The following is a 21,762-nucleotide window of genomic DNA, read 5'->3' on the forward strand; positions in this document are numbered from 1 at the left end:
CCTTGCCCCACGAGCCCTTCGGTAATTTATCGGCAAGCCCCAGCTAAATACTATTTTCGCGATGTTACGCCCCTCCCTAGTCTGGCCCCAGGCAACAGCGGTCCATCGAACCGACCTGACAACAACCGCCTGAACAAGGGCTCGGAAAATGACACTGAACAATATCGAAATCGACACCCTCGTGGTCGGCGCCGGCCAGGCCGGCGTGGCCATGAGCGAACACCTGAGCAAGCTTGGCGTGCCGCACCTGGTACTGGAGCGCAACCGCATCGCCGAAGCCTGGCGCACCGGACGCTGGGATTCGCTGGTGGCCAACGGCCCGGTCTGGCACGACCGCTTCCCGGGCCTGGAATTCGACCTCGACGCCGACGCCTTCGCCGGCAAGGAGCAGGTCGCCGACTATTTCGAGCAGTACGTGCGCAAGTACAACCTGCCGGTGCGTACCGGAGTCGAAGTTAAAAAGGTGGTGCGCAACGCCGATCGCCCCGGCTTCACCATCGACACCAACCAAGGCGTGATCCGCGCCAACCGCGTGGTAGCGGCCACCGGCCCGTTCCAGAAGCCGGTCATTCCGGCCATCGCGCCGAAAGACGCCCACCTGCACCAGATCCACTCCGCCGCCTACTTCAACCCCGAGCAACTGCCCGAAGGCGCGGTGCTGGTGGTCGGCGCCGGTTCCTCCGGCGTGCAGATCGCCGAAGAGCTGATGCGCGCCGGCCGCCAGGTGTACCTGTCGGTCGGCGCCCACGACCGCCCGCCGCGCAGCTACCGCAACCGTGACTTCTGCTGGTGGCTGGGCGTGCTCGGCGAGTGGGATGCCGAAATCGCCAAACCCGGCCGCGAACACGTGACCATCGCCGTGTCCGGTGCCCGTGGCGGCCACACCGTGGACTTCCGCGCCCTCGCCCACCAGGGCATGACCCTGGTCGGCCTGACCCAGTCCTTCGACAACGGCGTGGCGCGCTTCCAGGACAACCTGGCCGACAACATCAACCGTGGCGACGACAACTACCTGGCCCTGCTCGATGCCGCCGACGCCTACATCGAGCGCAATGGCCTGGACCTGCCCCAGGAGCCAGAAGCGCGCAAGCGCTTGCCTGACCCGGACTGCGTGAGCAACCCGCTGCGCGAACTCGACCTGGCCAAGGCCGGCGTCACCAGCATCATCTGGGCCACCGGCTATGGCGTGGACTTCAGCTGGCTGCAGGTCGACGCCTTCGATGCCAACGGCAAGCCGCAGCACCAGCGCGGCGTGTCCAAGGAACCTGGCGTGTACTTCCTCGGCCTGCCTTGGCTGTCGCGCCGCGGCTCGTCGTTCATCTGGGGCGTATGGCACGACGCCAAGCACGTCGCCGGGCACATCGCCACCCAACGTACCTACCTGGCCTACCGTGACCGCGATGAGCGCACCGCGGAGCAACACGCCACCTCTACCCGCAACGTCAGCACCCTCGGAGCCCACTGATGCCTACCCACACTCGCATCCGCATGTTCAACACCAAGGAAACCTACCCCAACCAGACCCTGGACAACGACCTGTGCCAGGCCGTGCGGGCCGGTAACACCATCTATGTGCGTGGCCAGGTCGGTACCGACTTCGAAGGCAAGCTGGTCGGCCTGGGTGACCCTCGTGCACAGACCGAGCAGGCAATGAAGAACGTCAAGCAATTGCTCGAAGAAGCCGGCTCGGACCTGTCGCACATCGTCAAGACCACCACCTACATCACCGACCCGCGCTTCCGCGAGCCGGTGTACAAGGAAGTCGGCAAATGGCTCAAGGGGGTCTTCCCGATTTCCACCGGCCTGGTGGTGGCGGGGCTGGCCCAGGCCGAGTGGTTGATGGAGATCGACGTGATCGCGGTGGTACCGGATCAGGCGTAAGCATCGCGCGTGTCGATGGCGAAGCTTTCAAAGCTTCGCCAGTTCCTCCCGGCAGAACTCGACGAACAACTGCGCCGGCTTGGTCAGTTGCACCCGCTTCAGGTGCGCCGCTGCCAGCCCCGACAACGCCACCGGCTCGGCGATGTCGATCATCACCAGGCGCTGGCCGTCATAGGTGAACGGCGAATGGGGCCGGGTCACCAGCAGCGAAAAACCGAACCCCTGCCCCACCATCCCGCGCACCATCTCGATCGACGGCGAACTGAAGACGATGTTCGGCGTCAGCCCCAACTCGTTGAACAGGCTGACGAAGTAGGTACGGCTGGGCGCCACGTCCAGCAGGATCATCGGCTCCGGGCACAGGTCGCGCAATGACACCTGGGCCTGGCTGGCGAAGCGGTGTTTTTCCGGCAACAACACGTAGGGCTTTTGCGGCGGCATCAGTGGCTCGGTCTCGATGGTGCCGTCGAGGTCGTGGTCGTAGAGGAATGCAAGGTCGAAACTGCCCGCGGTCAGGCCCTGGATCAGGTCCTGCTGCTCGCCATCGCGCAAGCGGATGTCCACACCCGGGTAACGCTCGCGAAAACCGGCGATCAGCCGCGGCAGGTACAGCGGCGCCACGGTTTCGAAACAGCCGATGTCGATCTGCCCGGCCACGGTGTCGTTGTCGGCCAGGGCGTTCTGCTCGAATTCATGGGCCATCTGCAGCAGCGTCCGGGTCTTGGCGTAGAAACGCTTGCCGCTGGGGGTCAACGACACACCCTGGGCGTGATGGCGGATGAACAATTGCACACCGAAGCTTTCCTCCAGGCTCTTGATCGCCGTGGAGATCGACGGCTGGGCGATGTACAGCTGGCGCGAGGCCTCGGCGACGCTGCCGGCCTCGACCGTGGTGACGAAGTACTTGAGTTGACGCAGGGTATAGGAAGCCATGGGCACCTCTGTGGCGCCGGAGCGGCGCCTTGGAAATCTTTTCGTCACTTTACCTTGGGCTCGGCGCCTGTGCAGGGGCAGCCGGTCGAGGATTTACCTAAGGCCTGAGCATATTTTCGCTGTGCTTGCCCTGGAGCAAGGCCATTGCGGTATCAGCGTCTATGCTTGGCACAAGCTCAAGATCAGCCTTTTCAACTAGTCGATTGGCAGGAGGCGGGAGAGTCCCATGGCAGCAACTCAAACCGAGGAAATCCGCACCACCAAGGCCGATGCCGGGCATTGGTACCGCAAGAGCGTACAGCAGACCATGGCCGACATGCAGACCAGCGCCGACGGCCTGGCGCCTGAAGAAGCCACCGCCAGGTTGCTGCGCGTGGGTGCCAATGCCCTGCCGGCCAAGGACGTCGATCCGGCGTGGTTGCGCTTCATCCGCCATTTCAACGATGTGCTCATCTACATCCTCCTGGCCGCCGCCGTGGCCACCGCGCTGATGGGCCACTGGACCGACACCCTGGTCATCCTACTGGTGGCGGTGATCAACGCCACCATCGGCTTCGTCCAGGAAAACAAGGCGGAAAAGTCCCTGGCTGCCCTGCGCGGCATGCTCAGCAGCAGTGCACATGTGGTGCGCAACGGGCAAAAACTGGAAATCGACGCCAGCGAACTGGTGCCCGGCGATATCATCATTTTGCGTCCGGGGGACAAGATCCCCGCCGACGTGCGCCTGTTCGACATCCACCACCTGCAGGTCGAGGAGTCGATGCTCACCGGTGAGTCGCTCACCGTGGCCAAGCAGAGCGAGGCCATCGAACACGAGGCCCAGTTGGCCGACCGCACCAACCTCGGTTACTCCGGCACCAACGTAAGCTCGGGCAATGCCAAGGGCGTGGTGGTGGAAACCGGCGCGGCCACCGAGCTTGGCAAGATCAACCGGATGATCGCCACCGTCGACGAGAACCAGACCCCGCTGCTGCTGCAGATCGCCCAACTGGGCAAGCGCATCTTCCAGCTGATCATCGGCATGATGGTGGTGCTGTTCGTGATCGGCTTCTTCTGGCACGACTACCCGTTCGGCGAGCTGCTGCTGTCGCTGATCAGCCTGGCCGTGGCCGCCGTGCCCGAAGGCCTGCCGGCGATCGTCTCGATCATCCTGTCGCTCGGCGTGCAGCGCATGGCGCGCAGCAAGGCGATCATCCGCAAGCTGCCGACCGTGGAAACCCTGGGCGCCATGAGCGTGATCTGCTCGGACAAGACCGGCACCCTGACCATGAACGAGATGACGGTGAAAAGCGTGCTCACCGCCGCCACCATCTTCAATGTCGAAGGCCAGAGCTACGAGCCCAAGGGGCGCATCACCCTAGCCGGTGCCACCGAGACGCTGGACTGGAGCCAGCACGACAACCTCGCGGCGTTCATCCACGCCGTCGACATCTGCAACGACAGCAGCCTGCAGCGCACCGACGACGGGCGCTGGAGCGTGGTTGGCGGACCCACCGAGGGCGCGCTCAAGGTACTGGCGCGCAAGGCCGCGCTGGAGATACCGGAGGTCAAGCGCTTCGGCAAGATCCCCTTCGACTCGGCCTACAAGTACATGGCCCGTCGCTGCGACGTCGACGGCGCCAGCCTGGTCTACCTCAAGGGAGCCCCCGACGTGCTGCTGCGCATGTGCCAACAGCAGCTCGGCGCCAACGGCCCGGAACCGCTGGACCGCGAGTACTGGGAGCGGGAAATGAGCCAGGTGGCCAGCCATGGACTGCGCATGCTGGCAGCGGCCTACCGGCCCACCCCGGACGCGGGACCTGAGATCGACCACGAGGACCTCCAGCAGGGCATGATCTTCCTCGGCGTGGCCGGGCTGATGGACCCACCGCGCCCCGAGGCGATCGAGGCCATCGCCATGTGCCGACGGGCGGGCATCGAGGTGAAGATGATCACCGGCGACCACCCCGACACGGCCGTCGCCATCGCCGGCATGCTCGGCATGGGCACCGACCTGCGTGCCATGACCGGGCAGGAGCTGGAACAGACCGACGACGCCACGCTCAAGCGCGTGGCCATGCAGTACTCGGTGTTCGCCCGCACCAGCCCCGAGCACAAGCTGCGCCTGGTGCGTGCCCTGCAGGCCAACCAGCAGGTGGTCGGCATGACCGGTGACGGGGTCAACGATGCCCCAGCACTGAAACAGGCGGACGTCGGCATCGCCATGGGCATCAAGGGCACCGAGGTGACCAAGGAAGCCGCCGACATGGTACTCACCGACGACAACTTCTCGACCATCGCCAACGCCGTGCGCGAGGGCCGGCGGGTCTACGACAACCTGAAGAAGACCGTGTTGTTCATCCTGCCGACCAACATGGCCCAGGGCCTGATCATCGTCCTGGCGATCCTCACCGGCGTGGTGGTGCCACTGTCGCCGCTGCAGATCCTGTGGATGAACATGGCCACCTCCACCACGCTGTCCTTCGCCCTGGCCTTCGAGCCTGGCGAGTCCGGGATGATGCTGCGCAAGCCGCGCAATGCCGGCGAATCGATCCTCAACCTGTTCGCCGTGTGGCGGGTGCTGTTCGTCGGTGGCCTGCTGACCACGGCAGCCTTCCTGCTGGAGGCCTGGCTGATCGCCGACGGCCAGGATACCGACCACATCCGCACCATGATCCTGCACACCCTGGTCACCGCGCAGTGGGCCTACATGTTCAACTGCCGCCTGCAGGAGGCGTTCTCGCTGAACGCGGCGCTGCTGCGCAACGGCGCCCTGCTCACCGTGACCCTGGCGCTGGTGCTGTTGCAGTGTTTGGTGATCTACGTACCGTTCATGCAGACCGCCTTCCACACCGTGGCCCTGCCCTTCAGTGGCTGGCTGATCTCGCTGGGCATCGGGGTGCTGGTGTTCCTGGCCGTCGAGCTGGAAAAACTGCTGATCCGCCGCTGGAAGGCAAGCCGCGCCTGAGCGCCCATGCCCTGGCGCCACCGGCCTGGCTGGCGGTGGCGCGATTGTTCGCTACACCGGCAGCTCGGTAGTCAGCTTGATCTTCTCCATCGGCACCTCGGTCTTGACGTTCTGCACCACGCTGAGGCTGGTCAGGTGCTCGACCTGAAAGCGGCGATAGGCGTCCAGGTCCGCTGCCACCACCCGCAACAGCAAGTCGCAGTCTCCGGCCATCACATGGCATTCCACCACCTCGGGCAACAGGCGCACGGCTTCGACGAAGAGGTCAGTGGTTTCCTGGTCCTGGCGCTTGAGCCAGACCCGCACGAACAGGGTAAGCCCCAGGGCGACCTTGGCCGGGTCCACCAGCGCGACATAACGCTCGATTACCCCGGCATCCTCCAGCAGACGCACCCGCCGCAGGCACGGCGAGGCGGACAACCCCACCAATTTGGCCAGTTCCTGGTTCTGCAATCGCTCCGATCTTGAGGATGATGAAATACTTGTGGGAGCGGGCTTGCCCGCGAAGAGGCCGGCACCGATCAAGCAGACTTCAGTGCAAACCGCGACCCCGGCCGCTCCAGCCCATAGTGCTCGCGCAACGTGCTCCCGGCATACTCACTGCGGAACAACCCGCGCTTGCGCAGGATCGGCAACACTTCATCGAGAAACACCTCGAAGCTGTCGGGAAACGCCGGCGGCATCACGTTGAACCCATCTGCCGCCCCTGCCCGGAACCACTGCTCGATCAGGTCGGCGATCTGCACCGGTGTGCCCACCGGCACCCAATGCCCACGCGCGCCCGCCAGTCGATGGATCAACTGGCGCAACGTCGGCTGCTCGCGGTCAACGATATCGATGATCAACTTGAACCGGCTCGATTGGCTCTGGCTGCCCTGGAAGTCGACCAGGTGCCGTGGGAACGGTGCATCCAGGTCCTGCCCCGAAAGATCGGTCCCTAACATGCGCCGCAATTGGCCGAGCGACACATGCGGCAGCACCAGTTCGTTGAGCTCGTCGAACTTGCGCTGGGCTTCGGCCTCGGTGCTGCCGATGTAGGGGCTGATGCCCGGGAGTATCTTCAACTGACGTGGATCGCGGCCCGCCGAACGGGCTCGGGCGCGGATGTCCCTGGCGAATTCGCTGGCACTGTGCAAGGTCTGATGGGCGGTGAAAATCGCCTCGGCGTGCCGCGAAGCGAAGTCCCGGCCATCCTCCGAAGAGCCCGCCTGCACCTGCACGGGCCGGCCCTGGGGCGAGCGTGGCGAATTGAACGGGCCCTTGACCCGGTAATGCGTGCCCACATGGTTGATCGGGTGCACCTTGTCGCCATTGGCGAACACGCCGCCGGCCTTGTCCAGTACCAGTGCATCGTCCTCCCAGCTGTCCCACAGATCACCCACCACCTGCACGAACTCCTCGGCGCGGGCGTAGCGGTCATGGGCGCAGGGATGCTGGTCCAGGCCGAAGTTGGCAGCGGCGGCAGCCAGCGACGTGGTCACGATGTTCCAGCCGGCACGGCCCTTGCTCAGATGGTCGAGGGCGCTGAACGAACGCGCCAGGTTGTAAGGCTCGCTGTAGGTGGTGCTGGCCGTGGCGATCAGGCCGATGCGCTGGGTGACCGCAGCGATGGCGGCCAGCCAGGTGATCGGCTCGAAGCGGATGCGCAGGCCTTCGCGGTCGTTCTCGGCCAGCGACGGCGAGTCGGCGAAGAAGATCGCATCGAGCTTCTCGCGTTCGGCGCGCAACGCCAGTTGTTGATAGAAGCCAATGTCCATGGACGCTTCCGGCACCGACTGCGGGTGCCGCCAGGCGGCTTCGTGGTGGCCGTTGGGATAGATGAACAGGTTGAGGCTGAGCTGGCGTTCGGACATTTCCGTTCCCTGAAAAATGTGGATTGACGGGCCTCAGTGCAGCTCGGCGAAGTCGCTGAGCACATCGTCGCGCAAGGCGATGAAGTGGCTGTCGCTGCGGTTGCGCGGGCGTGGCAGGTCGATGTCCAGCACGCGCCGGATACGCCCCGGGTTGGGCTGCATGACCACCACCCGGTCACCGAGGAACACTGCCTCGTCGACATCGTGGGTGACCAGGATCATGGTGATCTTTTCCCGCGCCCAGATGTCCTGCAGCTCGCCCTGCAAACGCGCGCGGGTCAAGGCGTCGAGCGCGCCCAGCGGCTCGTCCAGCAACAGCACCCGTGGGCGGTTGACCAGGCCGCGGGCGATCGCCACGCGCTGCGCCATGCCACCGGAAATCTGGTGCGGGTAGGCGTCGATGAAGTCCTGCAAGCCCACCAGCTCGATATGCTCGCGTACCGTCTCGCGCTTCTGCGCGGCGCTCAGTGCAGAGTTCTTCAAGCCCACGGCGACGTTCTGCTCGACGTTCAGCCAGGGGAACAGGCGATGGTCCTGGAACACGATGCCACGCTCCAGGCCCGTGCCCTGGATGGGCTTGCCATCGAGCAGGATGCGCCCGTCGTATTCCTCGTCCAGGCCCAGGATCAGGCGCAGCAAGGTGGACTTGCCGCAGCCGCTGGCACCGACGATGCTGATGAACTCGCCGGGGGCGATGTCGAGATGGACGTTGTCGAGCACCTGCAAATGCGTGGCGCTGCCCGGTCGGGAAGCAAAGCGCTTGCTGATGTGCTCCAGGATGAGGCCGTTGTTGTGCATGCTGCGATCCTTGTGAAAATGCCGATCAACGTGACGTGATGCCATACAGGCGCTGCAGCCGTCGTTCGAGCGTCCGGGCCAGCGCGTTCAGCGCCCAGCCCACCAGGCCGATGACCAGCATGCCGAACAGCACCAGGTCCATCATGAAATGCTCGCTGCCATCGATCAGCGTGTTACCGATGCCCTCCCCCGACACCAGCAGGTATTCCGCGCCGATGGTCGCCAGCCAGGAATACACCAGCGCCAGGTACAGGCCGGTGAAGATCGACGGCAAGGCTGCCGGCAACATCACCGAGACGATGGTCTGCCAGCGGCTGAAGCCATACACCCGGGCGACCTCGAGCAGGCTCGGCGGCACGTTGCGCAGGCCGTCGCAGGTATTGACCACCACCGGCACCAGCGCCGCCAGCGACAGGAACACCACCTTGGCCACGTCTCCCAGGCCGAACCACACCGATATCAGCGGGATCCAGGCGAACAGCGAAATCTGCTTGAAGGTGTTGAAGCTCGGGCCGACCAAGCGCTCGAAATAGCGCGACAGGCCCAGCAGGCAACCCAGCACCAGCCCCAGCGCGGTGCCAATGACGAAGCCGCTGAGGTTGCGCGCAAGGCTCGCCGAGATCGCCCGCCAGAACTTGCCCGAAGCGATCTGCTCCCAGGCCGTGGCCACTACCTTTTCCGGCGAGACGAACAGCCCCGACTGGCTCCAGCCTTGGTGCGATGCCAGCCACCAGAGGGCGATCGCCGCCACTGGCAGGACCCAACCGCGATAGCGGCGACGCGCAGGTTGCTGCGCAACGAGCGTCGTACTCATGCGCTCTGCCCTCCCAGACGTGGCCGGCCCCGGTCGAGGCGTTTCTCGGCATAGTCGAAGGCACGGTCGAACAGCAGGCCCAGTGCGCCGACCACCACCACCGCGGCCATCACCAGATCCAGCTGGAACAGTTGCCGGCCATAGACGATCAGGTAGCCCAACCCCTCACTAGAGGCCACCAGTTCCACCACCACCAGCGACAACCAGGCTTTGGTGAAGCCCAGGCGAAAACCGGTGAAGAGGGTCGGGATCGCTGCCGGCAGCACGATCGCGGTGATGCTCTGCCAACGGCTGAAGCCATACACCTGACCGACTTCCAGCAGGTTCCTCGGCGCCTGGCGGAACGCCTGCAACGTGCACAGCGTGATCGGCACCAAAGCGGCCTTGGCGATCAGCACGTACTTGAGCGTCTCGCCGATGCCGAACAACAGCAAGGCGAACGGTAGCCAGCCCAGCACCGGAATCTGCACCAGCGCGTTGAAGGTCGGGAGCAGGTAATCCTCGAGGGTGCGTGACAAGCCCATGGCCACGCCCAGGGCCAGGCCCAACAAGCTGCCAAGGGCAAAACCGACCACCACCCGCTGCAGGCTGGCCGAGGCGTTCAACCACAGATCGCCACTGCTGGCCAGGTCGGCGAACGACTCGTAGACGTACGCCGGCGGTGGCAGCACCTGTTCCGACAGCCATCCGCGTTCCACGCCCAGGTACCAAAGGCCAAGCAACAGCAGCGGCAAGAGCCAGGGCAAGGCCTTGTCAGCGGGCCTGAACGACCACGGCGACGGCTTGGCCACCTCGACCTTGCGCACCGAGCGGGCCGCTGCCGGAGGCAGGCGTTTGACGTTATCGCGCGGCAAGGCCGGCGCGGGATAGTGCTCGACGCGAGCGCTCTGTGCCCTGGCCATGGGTCTAGCCTCCCTGCTTGGCGGTGCCGGTGGCCGCTACCGCATCACGTGCCGGTTGCTTGCCATCGGGGGCGTAGGGTGTCCAGAAATGCTCCAGGCCCTTGGCCTCCAGCGCCTTGTTCAGGTAGCGGGTGTCGAACCAGCCGTCGATGCTTACCGGGCGGCGGATGAGCTTCTCTTGCTTGGCCTGCTCGGCCACCGCCTGGTAACGGCCGACCAGGAACTCATCGACCAGCGGCGAGGCCCGGTCGCGCAGTGGCACGCCGGTAAAGTCGGCGCGCAGCGACTCGGCCGGCTCGTTGCTCTTGGCCCACTCGGTGAAGACGGCGTCACGGTGGCTGTCCTCGGACGTCCACTTGGCCGCGTCCACCAGGGTATCGACGACCTTCTGCACGTTGTCCGGGTGTTCCTTTTCGTAGGCCGTGCGCACCACCAGGGCGGTTTGCCGGGTGTAGCGCACGTTCTGCTCGGGGTTGTCGTAGACGATGTCGATCAGGCCCTGGTCGCGCAGCTTGAACAGCTCGCGGCCACCGAACGCGGCATCGACGCCGTTGGAGATCAACGCCGCCTGGGAGCTACCGGTATCGAGGTTGATCGCCTTGATATCGCGTTCGGTCAGCCCATGCTCGGCCAGCAGGTTGATCATCACCAGATGGCCATTGGTGCCCCGGAAGATCGCCACCTTCTTGCCTTTGAGGTCTTCGATGCGCTTGATCGGCGAGCCCTTGGGTACCGCCAGGTACAGGTTGGCACGCACACCCACCGCCGCCAGCAGCTTGGTGTCCAGGCCGTTGGAGCGCCCGACCACCGCCGGCAGGTCGCCCTGGTAGGCGAAGTCCAGTTGCTGGTTGGACAGCGCTTCGTTGACCGCCGGCCCCGCCCCCTTGAAGAAGAACCACTGCACGTCGGTGCCGCTACCGGCAAAGGCTTTTTCCAGCAATTGCTGGTTGCGCACGATGCCCAGCGGCGAGCCACTGAAGGTCACCGGGTCGCCACCGCCAGCCGTGGCGACGCCAATACGCAGCACATCGGCCTCGGCCACGGGAATTGCCAGGAGCGCGGCCAGGGTCGCGGCGATGCTGCCTTTGTTGAACAGGCGAATGCCATTGAGCTTCATGTGAGCCATCCTTGTGTCGATGCGATTGGCGGGGTCAGGCAGCGAGGTGTTTCTTGTCGGCTTCGGTCTTTGGCGAGCGGGAGTCGGGGCTGGGCTTGAGCGCCGTGCTCGGGCGGCCATCCACGCCCACCGGCACATCGCCGTCGATGGTGGTGCGGCGCACGATGCGCTGGGCATCGCCATAGTCGTTGATGGCGACATGCTGGGTGGCGCGGTTGTCCCAGATCACTACATCGCCAGCCTGCCAGCGCCAACGCACGGTATTGTCGAGGTGGGTGATGCGATCATGGAACAATCGCAGCAACTGTTTGGAGTCGTTCTGGCTGACACCCTGTATGTGTTTGACGAAGTGCCCAAGAAGCAAACTTCTTTCACCCGATTCTGGATGAACACGAACCAGCGGATGTTCGGTTTCGTAAACATCGGCGGTGAACTGCTCGCGATAGCGCTTCAATGCGCAGGCATGGGGCGCGGCATAATCATAAAGATTGGTATGCAAGGCGCGCAGATTATCCGCCAGCAGTTTCAACGGTGCCGGCAAGTCGGCATAAGCTGCAGCGGTATTGGCCCACACCGTATCGCCACCATAGGGTGGAATGACCACGCCACGGAGGATGGATATCTTCGGATAGTTGGCCACGAAGGTCACGTCGGTGTGCCAGGAATTGGCCCGGGTTTCCTTGGCGTCGAGGTTCAGGATGGCGGTGCTGTTGGCCTCGGAGCGTAGCGTCGGATGGGGCACCTGGTCACCGAAGCGCTGCGAGAACGCCTCGTGTTCGGCGTCGTCCAGATGCTGGTCGCGGAAAAACAGGACTTTATATTTCAACAGTGCCTGATGAATGACGGAGAAGTTTTCCTCACTGACGTCGCCACCCAACTTTACGCCGGACAGTTCCGCACCAATACGCCCCGCCACCGGTGTTATGTGAATTGTCATCGAGCTGATCCCTGTCTCTGGTCATGTTGGGTCAGATCATAAAGACATAAAATCAGCCGTGACCAATCACCAATCGTCATAAAGATAGAAGACAGGCTCTTTCGTTCTACGGTAAATCGCTATTAGCTCATAACCGCTTCAAGCAGGAATCATATTGCCATTAGCATCAAGAGATGCACTCGACTGCAATCCAAGCCACTCACGCGCCTGAACCAGATCCTCGTGCAGATCGTGGTTCCACAGCCAGTCGAAACGCTCGGCGAGCACTTTGCCCAGCGCCGCTCTGTCGCCCCGCACCACGGGGTCGCGCAACTCGTAGAGTTCGCCGGCCTCGAAGGAGGTTCGCTGCACCTGGCAGGCGCGGGGTCGGCGTACGGCGTCATAGGCCAACAGCACAGCCTCAGGGCGCTTGCCGAGCACGTTCGGGTCGACCAGCAAGCGAGCCAGCAGCCAGGCATCCTCCAGCCCCTGCCCGGCACCGGCGCCCTGGTGCGGCAGCATGGCATGAGCGGCGTCACCGATCAGGCCGACCCGGCCATGGGCGTAGCCGGGCAATTCAGCCAGGTCATGCAGCGCCCACAGCGAAGGGTTGGGAATATTTTCCAGCAATACTTGCGCGGCGACATCCCAGCCAGTGAAGGCCGCGAGCATCTGCGCCTGGGTCGCCTGGCGCACCCAAGGTGTGTCGCTGGGCCAGACCGGGTCGGGCCGGCTGCGATCGGTGATGAACGCGACCACATTGATCAGTCGGCCCTGCTTGACCGGGAATGTGAGGATATGACCGTCCAGCCCCAGGTACATCTGCGGCACGTCGATCAGGTGTTCGTCCAGGCCGCGGTCGCGGTAGGCCTGGCGCAACTGCTGGCTGTCGATCAGCCCGCGGTAGGCACAGGTACCGCTGAAGCGTGGCGCTGCCAGGGGTTGGTTCAGTCCCTGCAAGACATGGTCGCGAATCGATGACTTGATGCCATCGGCGCCGATCAGCAGATCGCAGTGATGCTCGGTGCCATCGGTGAAAGTCACCTGCACCTGCTCACCGGCCTGCTCGACCCGTTGCGCACGCTTGCCGAACCGGGCGACGCCCGCCGGCAGTTGGCGGGCCAGCGCATCGAGAAAGTCGGCGCGATGCACTGACGATTGCCCGACCCCCTTGGCTACGCTGCTGCCCAGGTACTGGGCATCCTCGCCCGTGCGCCATTCGAACCAGATGTCCTGCCAGGGCGCCGGGGTACTGTCGGCGATGTTGCGATAGGGCTCGGCGATGCCGAGGCCGGCAATGGCGCGCACGGCATTGGCACCGAACGACACCCCAGCGCCGACTTCGCCGAAGGCCGCGGCGGCTTCGAACAATTGCACGTTCAAATGGGCATGGCGGCACAGGTCGAGTGCCAGGGCGACTCCAGCGATACCACCACCGACGATGGAGACGTTCAGACGAGCAGAAGATTCATGCATGGCAAGGCACCCTGTGGGCTGATTGTTATTGGTGTGCCCGGATGATTACCCCTGCGCGGACATTGATAAATATCGTGTAGCCTATAGATCACATCACCACTGTGAATATTACCGAGCTGCCATGGAACTGCGCGACCTGGATCTGAACCTGCTGCTGGTCTTCAACCAACTGCTGATCGACCGCAAGGTATCCACCGCCGCCGAGCACCTGGGGCTGACCCAGCCGGCCATGAGCAACGCGCTCAAGCGCTTGCGCACGGCACTGCAGGACGAGTTGTTCGTGCGCACCTACCAGGGCATGGAGCCCACGCCTTACGCCCTGCAACTGGCGGAGCCGGTGACGATGGCCATCCAGACCCTGCGCGACGCCCTCGCCCGCCAGGACACTTTCGACCCGGCAACCTGCACCCGGCGCTTCACCATGGCGATGACCGACATCGGCGAAATCTACTTCATGCCCAAACTGATGGATGCCCTGGCCGAACGCGCCCCGGGTTGCACCATCAGCACGCTGCGCAACACCAGCGACACGCTTGCCGAGGGCTTGCAGAACGGCACCATCGACCTGGCCGTCGGCCTGCTGCCGCACCTGCAGGCCGGGTTCTTCCAGCGCCGCCTGTTCCACCACCGCTATGTCTGCCTGTGCCGAGCCGGTCACCCGGCCACGCGCGAACCCTTGACGGTGGAGCGGTTCTGCAACTACGGCCATGTCCGGGTGGTGGCAGCCAACACCGGCCATGGTGAAGTCGATACCTTCTATGCCAAGGCCGGGGTGGCGCGTAACGTGCGCCTGGAAGTGCCGCACTTCGTCGCAGTAGGCCATATCCTGCAGCAGACCGACCTGCTGGCCACGGTGCCCGAGCGCTTCGCCACCAGCTACGAAGCCCCCTTCGGCCTGTGCATCCTGCCGCCGCCGTTGGAGCTGCCGAACATCGAGATCAACCTGTTCTGGCATGCACGGTTCAACAAGGATCCGGCCAATCGGTGGCTGCGGCAATTGATGTTCGATCTGTTTTCCGATCAATAGGGCAACGGGCTCCGATCGCCCTACTCCTCGACATTGGCCAGGCTCGCCCTACGCCTCAGCGCTGGCGGCGCCTTGACCATGAAATACAGCACTCCCGCCAAGGCCAGCCCAGCGAGCCAACTGACATCCGCGCCGATCAACCGTGCAACGTAGCCTTCGAAGAACGAGAACTGCATGAACGGCACCGTGCCGATCACCGACACCGCATACACCAACATGGTCTTGCCGTTCCAGCGTCCATATCGGCCCTGCGCATCGTAGAGATCCGCGATGTGGTAAGCGCCCCGCTGCACCAGGTAGTAGTCCACCAGGTTGATCGCGCTCCAGGGAATGAGCAGGTAGAGCTGCCCGATCAGGATATCGGCGAAGAACGTGTCGAAGTGATACTGGGTGCGCGTGGCAATCAGGCACGCCAGCACCGAGAGCACTGCCATCACCGCCGCCTTGGTCACGGGCCGCACCTGGCGCAGCGTGGCGAAACCGCTGTAGATGGTGGTGCTGGACATGTAGGCGCTGTACAGGCACAACACGTTGTACTGCACCACGCCCAGCACGATCACCACCAGCACGGTGTTCGCCCAGGGGCCGAACAGGCTGGCGATCGCAGCGCCCGGGTCCAGGTGCAACGCCGCAGGCAGCACCGCGGCCAGCAACGCCCCCAGCGCCATCATGCCCAGCGACCCCAGGGCACAGCCGAAGTAGGTAGTCCAGAAGGTATCACGGGTGCGCACGTCGGCTGGCAGGTAGCGCGAGTAATCCGCCACGTACGGCCCATACCCCAATGTCCACGACGCCGCCTGGGCGATCACCAGGTTGAACACCGGCATCGAAAAGCCACCTGCGCTGAACTGCAGGCTGCCCAACGACCGGGCGCGGACCAGGATCAGTACCAGCGCGGTGCCGAATACCAAGGTCGACAGCAGCGTCATCCAGGCGCCCATGCGGTGGATCAGCTCGTAGCCGACGACGCCGATCAGGAACGTCGCGGCACCGATCATCACGATCGCCTGGTTGTCGCTGACCGGCAGCAGCGTCTTGAGCGTGTCGCGCATCAACACGCCGCTGGCGGCCATGAACAATACCGCGGCCGTGACCATCACCAGCAGCGGGATGGCGGCACCGAAGACGCCGAACTGGGCGCGGCTCTGGATCATCTGCGGCACGCCAAGGTGCGGCCCCTGGGCAGAATGCGCGGCCATGAACACCGTGCCGACCAGCGCGCCGATGACCAACCCCAGCAATGTCCACAGCAGGCTCAGCCCGGCTGCGACGCCCAAGGTGCCGATCATCAGCGCAGTCACTTGCAAGTTGGAGCTGAACCACACGGTGAATAGCCGGCGCGGCCTGCCATAGCGCTCGCTGTGAGGCACGAACTCAATGCTGCGTGTCTCGACTTTCATTGCTGTGCCACCTCCGTCGCTACCTCGGCCCTGACCTTCGCCAGGCCCGGCTGGCCGTCCCACGTGGTCACACCCTCCAGCCAGGCGTCGAGTACATCGGGATGCTGTTTCAGCCAGGCCCTGGCCGCCGCCTCTGGCTCCATTTTCTGGTAGAGGATGGCGCCCATGATGTGGTTTTCCATGTCCAGGGTGAAGCTGAGGTTCTTCAGCAACTGGCCCACGTTCGGGCACTCGTCGACATAGCCCTTGCGGGTGCTGGTATAGACCGTCGCGTCACCGAAGTCGGGGCCGAAATAGGCGTCGCCGCCGGTGAGGAACTGCATGTCGAAGCGCGTATTCATCGGATGCGGTTCCCAACCCAAGTAGACGATCGCCTGGTTGCGCCGCTGCGCCCGTTCCACTTGGGCCAGCATGCCCGACTCGCTCGAGGCCCCCACCGAGAATCCGGCATCCTTGAGGCCGAAAGCGTTGTCGCCGATAGCCTTGAGTACCGCGTTGTTGCCGCCATCCCCCGGTTCCAGGCCGTAGATCTTGCCGCCCAGGGCATCCTTGAAGCGGGCGATGTCGGCGAAGTCCTTGAGCCCTTGGTCCCACAGGTTCTGCGGCACCGCCAGGGTGTACTTGGCGTGCTTGAGGTTGACCCGCACGATGTCGATGCTGCCGGCGTCGCGGTAGGGCTTGAGGTCCGGTTCCATGGTCGGCAACCAGGTGCCGAGGAACACGTCCATGCTGCGGCCTTCGGACAAAGCCTTGAAGGTCAGCGGTACGCCGACCAGGGTGGACTTGGTCTGGTAGCCGAGGCTTTTCAGCAGCGTGGTGGCGATCGCGGTGGTGGTCTGGATATCGGTCCAGCCGGGGTCGGACATGCGCACCAGTCGACATTGGGCCGGTTCCCCGGCAACGGCGTCGAGCGACAGAGCCAGGGCGGTACACAGCGTGACGCAACGTGCAATTTTCATGACGCAAGGTCCTCTCTGTGGCAGCTATGGGAAGCGGCAGTTTGTTGTTTTTACAGAGGCGAAGCGGTCTTGTTGTGGGTGCAGCTACAGCGTCCTGGCTAACGACGAATCCCGATGACACGGCCGCAATAACCCGGGCGCGGCAAGCCCTTGTGCTCGGCGAACAGCTGGCCGACCCTGGCCTCGACGGCGCTGGCGAATTTCGCCGCACGCCCGCTCTCGGTCGAGATGTTCATCAGCATCTGCTCGCTCACTGCCAGCAGTTGCGCATCCCCGGGGCGGTACAGGTGATGGACGATGTGCAGCCGTTTGCTGTCGTGGTCGACCAGTTGGGTGTACACCTGGACTCGCTCGCCCAACTTGGTCTCGCTCAGGTAGTTGATGTGCGCCTCCAAGGTGTACAGCGTGTGGCCGTATGCGGCGCGGCCATCGCTGTCCAGGCCGAGGTGATCCATCAGTGCATCGGTGGCGTGGCTGAACAGCAGGAAGTAGAAGGCGTCGCGCAGGTGGCCGTTGTAGTCGATCCAGTCCTCTACGATGCTGGCTTGGTGGATGAGCAGCAGATTGTTCACAAGCAGGTCCTTCCAGAAGTCTTGGGTCAGAGATCGAGCACGAGGGTGGCGGACAATGCGCGGGACACGCAGATCATCATCACGTCGTTGTTCTTGCGCTCGGCCGCCGTCAGCACGCTGTCGCGGTGGTCCGGCGTACCGTCCAGCACGCAGGTTTCGCATGAAGCGCAGGTCCCTTCGCGGCACGAACTGTCCACTCGCAGGCCATTGGCCTCGAGCACCTGGAGAATGGTCTGGTCCGCCGGCACCTCGAAGGTTCTACCACTGCGCGCCAGCTCGATGCTGAACGGCCTGTCGCCGGTGTCGTGGATCGGTGCCTTGGGCGTGAACCATTCGAAGTGCACCTGCTCCTCGGCATAGCTTTTCGCCGCCGCTTCCACGGCCAACATCAACGGCGTCGGGCCGCAGGTGTAGAAATGCACGTTGGCCGGTTGACGAGCGACGGCCGCGGGTACGTCGAACAAGCCGCCCGCCTCGTCGTCGGCATGCAGGGTAACGTTGTCGGCAAAAGCGCTCAGTTCTTCGAGAAAGGCCGCGCGCTGGCGGCTGCGCACCAGGTAATGCAGGTGCCAGGGCCGACGGTTGGCCTCGCACCACTGGATCATCGACCACACGGGCGTGATGCCGATGCCACCGGCGAAGAACACGAAGCCCGGCGCATCCTCTTGCAACGGGAAGTGATTGCGCGGCGCGCCGACCTGCAATATGTCACCCACCCGCAGGGACCGGTGCACGTGCCGGGAGCCGCCCCGGCTGGCTGCCGACAGGCCAACCCCGACGCAGTAGCGATGCCGCTCGCGGGCATCGTTGCACAGCGAATACTGGCGCACGATACCCCCGGGCAGATGCAGCTCGATGTGCGCACCCGGCGTGAACGGCGGCAGCGGCCTCGCATCGGGCGAGCGCAGCTCGACCAGCACGACGCCCTTGGCTTCGGTGATCAGGTCGGTGACCTGCAAGGTCAATACATCATCAGGCATGGCAAACCTCACGCAACGGCAAACCGGCCCTGGGCAACTCGCGCCCAGGGCCTCGTACTCAACGGCGCCGCAGCGGGGCCGTCGCCTTCAACATCTGGGTAATCAGTGCGTCGCGGTTGCCAGCCAGGGTGCTCCAGCTGTCGTCCCCGGCCTCCTGGTGCACGCCCTCGACCAGCAGCGCGGCCGTTTCCTGATCCAGACGCGGGTCGCCCAGGTCGTCCCACCAGCCGTGGAAACTCTCGGTGTACTTCTGGCAGAACGAGCTCAAACCTTGCGAACCGCCGCCGAGGTGGAACAACAGGGTCGGCCCCATGGCTGCCCAGCGCAGCCCTGGCCCGGCCCACACCGCCTTGTCGACATCCTCGACACTGGCCACGCCGCTTTTCACCAGGTGAATCGCCTCGCGCCACAGCGCGGCCTGCAAGCGGTTGGCCACGTGCCCCTTGACCTCGCGATTGACCCGGATGGTCACTTTCCCCACCAACTGATAGAAACGCTCGGCCTGCTCGACCACGCCAGCGGCGGTCCTGTCGTTGCCCATCACTTCCACCAGCGGGATCAGGTGCGGCGGGTTGAACGGATGGCCGAGGATGAAATGCGAAGGGTCCTGCCATCCCGCCTGCATCTCGCCCAGACGCAGGCCCGAAGCGGACGAGGCGACGATCGCCCCGGGCTTGAGCGCCGCTTCGAGCTCGGCGAACAGCTCATGCTTGATGGCGATCCGCTCCGGCACGCTTTCCTGTACGAAGTCGGCCTGGCGCACGGCACTGGCCACATCGGCATGGAAGCTCAACTCGCCCGGTTCGCCTTCGGCCAGGCCCAGTTCGCGCAACGTCGGCCAGGCATTGTCGATGTACGCCCGCACATCGGCTTCCATCGTCGGCGAAGGGTCATGGACCGCCACATTGCGCCCCGATGCCAGGAACAACGCGGCCCAGCTGGCGCCGATGACCCCGGCGCCGATCACTGCAACATTTTCGAATTCACTCATCAGAAGAACCTCGGTTGTAAGGGGGATGCGCAGGTCAGGCCGCCATCGACGACGATGCACTGCCCGGTGATGAAACGCGCCGCGTCTGAGGCCAGCCAGGCCACGGTCTCGGCAATGTCCTGGGGTTGGCCGAAGCGTCCCACGGGGTGCCTGGCCAGGGCGTCATGCTTGGCCTTGGTCGGGTCGGCGGCCATGGCGAAACCGTCCTCGGCCATGGCGGTCATGATCCAGCCGGGGCTGACCGCGTTGCAGCGCACCTGCGGCCCATGGTCCACGGCAATCGAGCGGGTTAGCCCATGCACGAAGGCTTTCGAGGCGTTGTACACGGCCATCGATGGGTCGGCAGCCAGCCCGGAGATCGAACCCACGTTGACGATCACGCCGCCGCCTTCGAGCATCCCCGGCAGCGCCGCGCGGCACAGGTTGAAGGTGCCACGGGCATTGATACCCATCACTTCGTCCCAATCGTCGTCGGTGGTTTCGAGCACGGTCTTTTCCAGCTGCACGCCAGCGTTGTTGACCAGCACCTCGACCCTGCCGAAACGCTGCTCGGCACGCTGCAGCACAAGCCGCGCATCCGCAGCCCGCGACACGTCCGCCTGGACCCACTCGACCGCAGGGTCGAGGTCATCCGGCCTCGCGCCCCGGCCACAGGTCAGCACCTGGCTGCCCTGGGCGACGAAGAGGTCGACGATGGCCCGGCCAATCCCCCGGCTGCCGCCGGTCACGATCACTACGGGTCTGTTCATCGTCGATCACCCATGGGCCAGCATGACGTGGCGAACACTGGTGTAGGCATCGAGCGCGAACACCGACATATCGCAACCGTGGCCCGAACCTTTCATCGCCGCCCACGGCATTTCCGGGGTGGCCACGCCATGGGTGTTGACCCAGGTGAAGCCGTAGCGCAGCCGGCTGCTCGCGGCCATCGCCCGGCCGCTGTCGCGGGTCCACAGCGATGAAGCCAGGCCGTAGCGGGTAGCGTTGGCGAGAGCGATCGGATCCTGGTCGTCGGTGAAACGCGACACCGTGACCACCGGCCCGAACAGTTCCTGGGTGGCGATTTCGGCGCAATGGTCGACGTCGGCGACCACCGTGGGGCTGTAGAAGAAGCCACCACCGGGCTCGATCCGCCCCCCGCTCACCACTTCTGCGCAGGCCCTGGCGCGGTCGACGAAGCCGGCCACGCGCTGGCGGTGCTGCTCGGTGACCAATGGGCCCATCTCGGTGCCGACAGCCCGCGGCGCGCCCAGCCGGATCGAGGCCGCCGCTTGCGCCAGCTCGCTCACCACGCGGTCATAGACCTTGCTGGCGACCAACAGCCGGCATGGCTGCGCGCAGTCCTGACCGGCGTTGAAAAAGGCCGTGGCGCGCAAGGTGGCGATGAGCTTGTCGATGTCGGCGTCGTCGAAGACGATCACCGGCGCCTTGCCGCCCAGTTCCACGTGCACCTGGCGCATCTGCTGCGCGGCGGCGCGCATGGCAGCGCTGCCGGTGGCGGGAGAGCCGGTGATGCTCACCGCCTCGATGCCCTCGGCGTTGATGAGCCGGTCGCCAGTCGAGGCGCCGCTGCCGTGGACGATATTGATCACGCCCCGAGGCACCACGTCGGCCAGCAGTTGGGCCAGGCGCAGGGTCGACAGCGGCGTCACCTCAGAGGGTTTGAGCACCACGCTGCAACCGGCGGCGAGCGGCGCCGCCAGCTTCCAGGCAGCCATCATCAACGGGTAGTTCCAGGGCGCGATGGCCGCCACCGGGCCAATCGGGTCACGGCGAATCAGGCTGGTGTGCCCAGCCACGTACTCCCCCGCCGCCACGCCACCCAGGGTTCGCGCGGCGCCTGCGAAGAAGCGGAACGTGTCGAGGGTCAGCGGCATCTCGTCGTCGAGCGCCGAGGGCCAGGGTTTGCCGACGTTCTGACTCTCCAGCGCGGCCAATTCCTCGGCATGCGCCTCGACCACGCCAGCGATGTCCGTCAGCAGCCCGGCACGCTGCGCCGGGGTGGTTTTCCCATAGGTTTCGAACGCTTGCCGGGCACTGCGCACAGCGCAATCGAGCTGGGCGTCGTCGGCCTGACGAACGCCGACGATCGCCTCGCCAGTGGCCGGATCGATGACCTGCAAGGGCGCGGCAGCGCCTTCGACGAGCTCGCCGTCGATCAACATCTTGGTATGCATGGGTGTCTCCCCAATGGCG

20 protein-coding genes are annotated in these 21,762 nt (G+C 64.7%); 4 read left to right on the plus strand and 16 right to left on the minus strand.

Going from position 1 to position 21,762, the window contains the following annotated elements:
• The first annotated feature begins 148 nt into the window (after positions 1–148).
• Together E6B08_RS16940 and E6B08_RS16945 are read left to right on the plus strand one after the other, a co-directional pair.
• The gene (locus E6B08_RS16940; RefSeq protein ID WP_136915107.1) at positions 149–1,465 is read left to right on the plus strand and encodes a flavin-containing monooxygenase; all 1,317 of its coding nucleotides are present in this window, start codon (positions 149–151) and stop codon (positions 1,463–1,465) included.
• The gene (locus E6B08_RS16945; protein WP_016713864.1) at positions 1,465–1,881 is read left to right on the plus strand and encodes a RidA family protein; all 417 of its coding nucleotides are present in this window, start codon (positions 1,465–1,467) and stop codon (positions 1,879–1,881) included. Before E6B08_RS16940 ends, E6B08_RS16945 begins: the two co-directional genes overlap by 1 nt.
• A 27-nt stretch (positions 1,882–1,908) precedes the next feature.
• On the opposite strand, the gene E6B08_RS16950 is transcribed toward E6B08_RS16945, so the two are convergent.
• Entirely contained in the window at positions 1,909–2,814 is a 906-nt protein-coding gene (locus E6B08_RS16950; protein WP_136915108.1) for a LysR family transcriptional regulator, read from the minus strand.
• Positions 2,815–3,040: 226 nt separating this feature from the next.
• Between E6B08_RS16950 and E6B08_RS16955 the strand changes: the two genes are divergently transcribed.
• A complete protein-coding gene (locus E6B08_RS16955) occupies positions 3,041–5,761 on the plus strand; it encodes a cation-transporting P-type ATPase (protein WP_136915109.1) in 2,721 nt (906 codons plus the stop codon).
• A gap of 51 nt (positions 5,762–5,812) precedes the next feature.
• Here the strand turns inward: E6B08_RS16955 and E6B08_RS16960 are convergent, their stop codons facing one another.
• The 8 genes from E6B08_RS16960 to salA all read right to left on the minus strand — a co-directional run bounded on the left by E6B08_RS16960 (position 5,813) and on the right by salA (position 13,637).
• The gene (locus tag E6B08_RS16960; protein ID WP_136917424.1) at positions 5,813–6,241 is read right to left on the minus strand and encodes an Lrp/AsnC family transcriptional regulator; all 429 of its coding nucleotides are present in this window, start codon (positions 6,239–6,241) and stop codon (positions 5,813–5,815) included.
• 41 nt (positions 6,242–6,282) lie between these two features.
• Positions 6,283–7,614 carry an LLM class flavin-dependent oxidoreductase gene (locus E6B08_RS16965; RefSeq protein WP_136915110.1) on the minus strand — a complete coding sequence of 444 codons (1,332 nt, stop codon included), beginning with the start codon at positions 7,612–7,614 and terminating at the stop codon, positions 6,283–6,285.
• 33 nt (positions 7,615–7,647) lie between these two features.
• A complete protein-coding gene (locus E6B08_RS16970; RefSeq protein ID WP_136915111.1) occupies positions 7,648–8,412 on the minus strand; it encodes an ABC transporter ATP-binding protein in 765 nt (254 codons plus the stop codon).
• Positions 8,413–8,437: 25 nt separating this feature from the next.
• Positions 8,438–9,226 (minus strand): ABC transporter permease, encoded by a 789-nt coding sequence (locus E6B08_RS16975; protein ID WP_136915112.1) that lies wholly within the window; start codon positions 9,224–9,226, stop codon positions 8,438–8,440.
• Positions 9,223–10,128, minus strand: a complete 906-nt coding sequence (locus tag E6B08_RS16980; protein ID WP_136915113.1) for an ABC transporter permease — start codon at positions 10,126–10,128, stop codon at positions 9,223–9,225. The genes E6B08_RS16975 and E6B08_RS16980 overlap by 4 nt, the downstream gene beginning before the upstream one ends.
• 4 nt (positions 10,129–10,132) lie before the next feature.
• On the minus strand, positions 10,133–11,245 hold the full coding sequence (locus E6B08_RS16985) for an ABC transporter substrate-binding protein (protein WP_136915114.1): 1,113 nt from the start codon (positions 11,243–11,245) through the stop codon (positions 10,133–10,135).
• Between the two features lie 34 nt (positions 11,246–11,279).
• Entirely contained in the window at positions 11,280–12,182 is a 903-nt protein-coding gene (locus tag E6B08_RS16990) for a TauD/TfdA dioxygenase family protein (RefSeq protein WP_136915115.1), read from the minus strand.
• Between the two features lie 138 nt (positions 12,183–12,320).
• Entirely contained in the window at positions 12,321–13,637 is a 1,317-nt protein-coding gene (gene salA, locus E6B08_RS16995) for a salicylate 1-monooxygenase (RefSeq protein WP_136915116.1), read from the minus strand.
• A gap of 121 nt (positions 13,638–13,758) precedes the next feature.
• Between salA and E6B08_RS17000 the strand changes: the two genes are divergently transcribed.
• The gene (locus tag E6B08_RS17000) at positions 13,759–14,664 is read left to right on the plus strand and encodes a LysR family transcriptional regulator (RefSeq protein ID WP_136915117.1); all 906 of its coding nucleotides are present in this window, start codon (positions 13,759–13,761) and stop codon (positions 14,662–14,664) included.
• A 20-nt stretch (positions 14,665–14,684) separates the two neighbouring features.
• Here E6B08_RS17000 and E6B08_RS17005 read toward each other — a convergent pair whose 3' ends face one another.
• The 7 genes from E6B08_RS17005 to E6B08_RS17035 all read right to left on the minus strand — a co-directional run bounded on the left by E6B08_RS17005 (position 14,685) and on the right by E6B08_RS17035 (position 21,743).
• Positions 14,685–16,064 carry a purine-cytosine permease family protein gene (locus E6B08_RS17005; RefSeq protein ID WP_136915118.1) on the minus strand — a complete coding sequence of 460 codons (1,380 nt, stop codon included), beginning with the start codon at positions 16,062–16,064 and terminating at the stop codon, positions 14,685–14,687.
• On the minus strand, positions 16,061–17,023 hold the full coding sequence (choX, locus tag E6B08_RS17010) for a choline ABC transporter substrate-binding protein (RefSeq protein ID WP_136915119.1): 963 nt from the start codon (positions 17,021–17,023) through the stop codon (positions 16,061–16,063). The genes E6B08_RS17005 and choX overlap by 4 nt, the downstream gene beginning before the upstream one ends.
• Positions 17,024–17,121: 98 nt before the next feature.
• Positions 17,122–17,595, minus strand: a complete 474-nt coding sequence (locus E6B08_RS17015) for a thioesterase family protein (protein ID WP_136915120.1) — start codon at positions 17,593–17,595, stop codon at positions 17,122–17,124.
• A gap of 26 nt (positions 17,596–17,621) precedes the next feature.
• Positions 17,622–18,575, minus strand: a complete 954-nt coding sequence (locus tag E6B08_RS17020; RefSeq protein ID WP_136915121.1) for a PDR/VanB family oxidoreductase — start codon at positions 18,573–18,575, stop codon at positions 17,622–17,624.
• A 58-nt stretch (positions 18,576–18,633) separates the two neighbouring features.
• On the minus strand, positions 18,634–19,566 hold the full coding sequence (locus E6B08_RS17025) for a 3-hydroxyacyl-CoA dehydrogenase NAD-binding domain-containing protein (protein ID WP_136915122.1): 933 nt from the start codon (positions 19,564–19,566) through the stop codon (positions 18,634–18,636).
• On the minus strand, positions 19,566–20,315 hold the full coding sequence (locus tag E6B08_RS17030) for an SDR family NAD(P)-dependent oxidoreductase (protein WP_136915123.1): 750 nt from the start codon (positions 20,313–20,315) through the stop codon (positions 19,566–19,568). The genes E6B08_RS17025 and E6B08_RS17030 overlap by 1 nt, the downstream gene beginning before the upstream one ends.
• A 6-nt stretch (positions 20,316–20,321) precedes the next feature.
• Entirely contained in the window at positions 20,322–21,743 is a 1,422-nt protein-coding gene (locus E6B08_RS17035; RefSeq protein ID WP_136915124.1) for an aminobutyraldehyde dehydrogenase, read from the minus strand.
• Between the last annotated feature and the right edge of the window lie 19 nt (positions 21,744–21,762).

The sequence above is a fragment of the Pseudomonas putida genome (genome assembly GCF_005080685.1).
Taxonomy (GTDB): Bacteria; Pseudomonadota; Gammaproteobacteria; order Pseudomonadales; family Pseudomonadaceae; genus Aquipseudomonas; species Aquipseudomonas putida_V.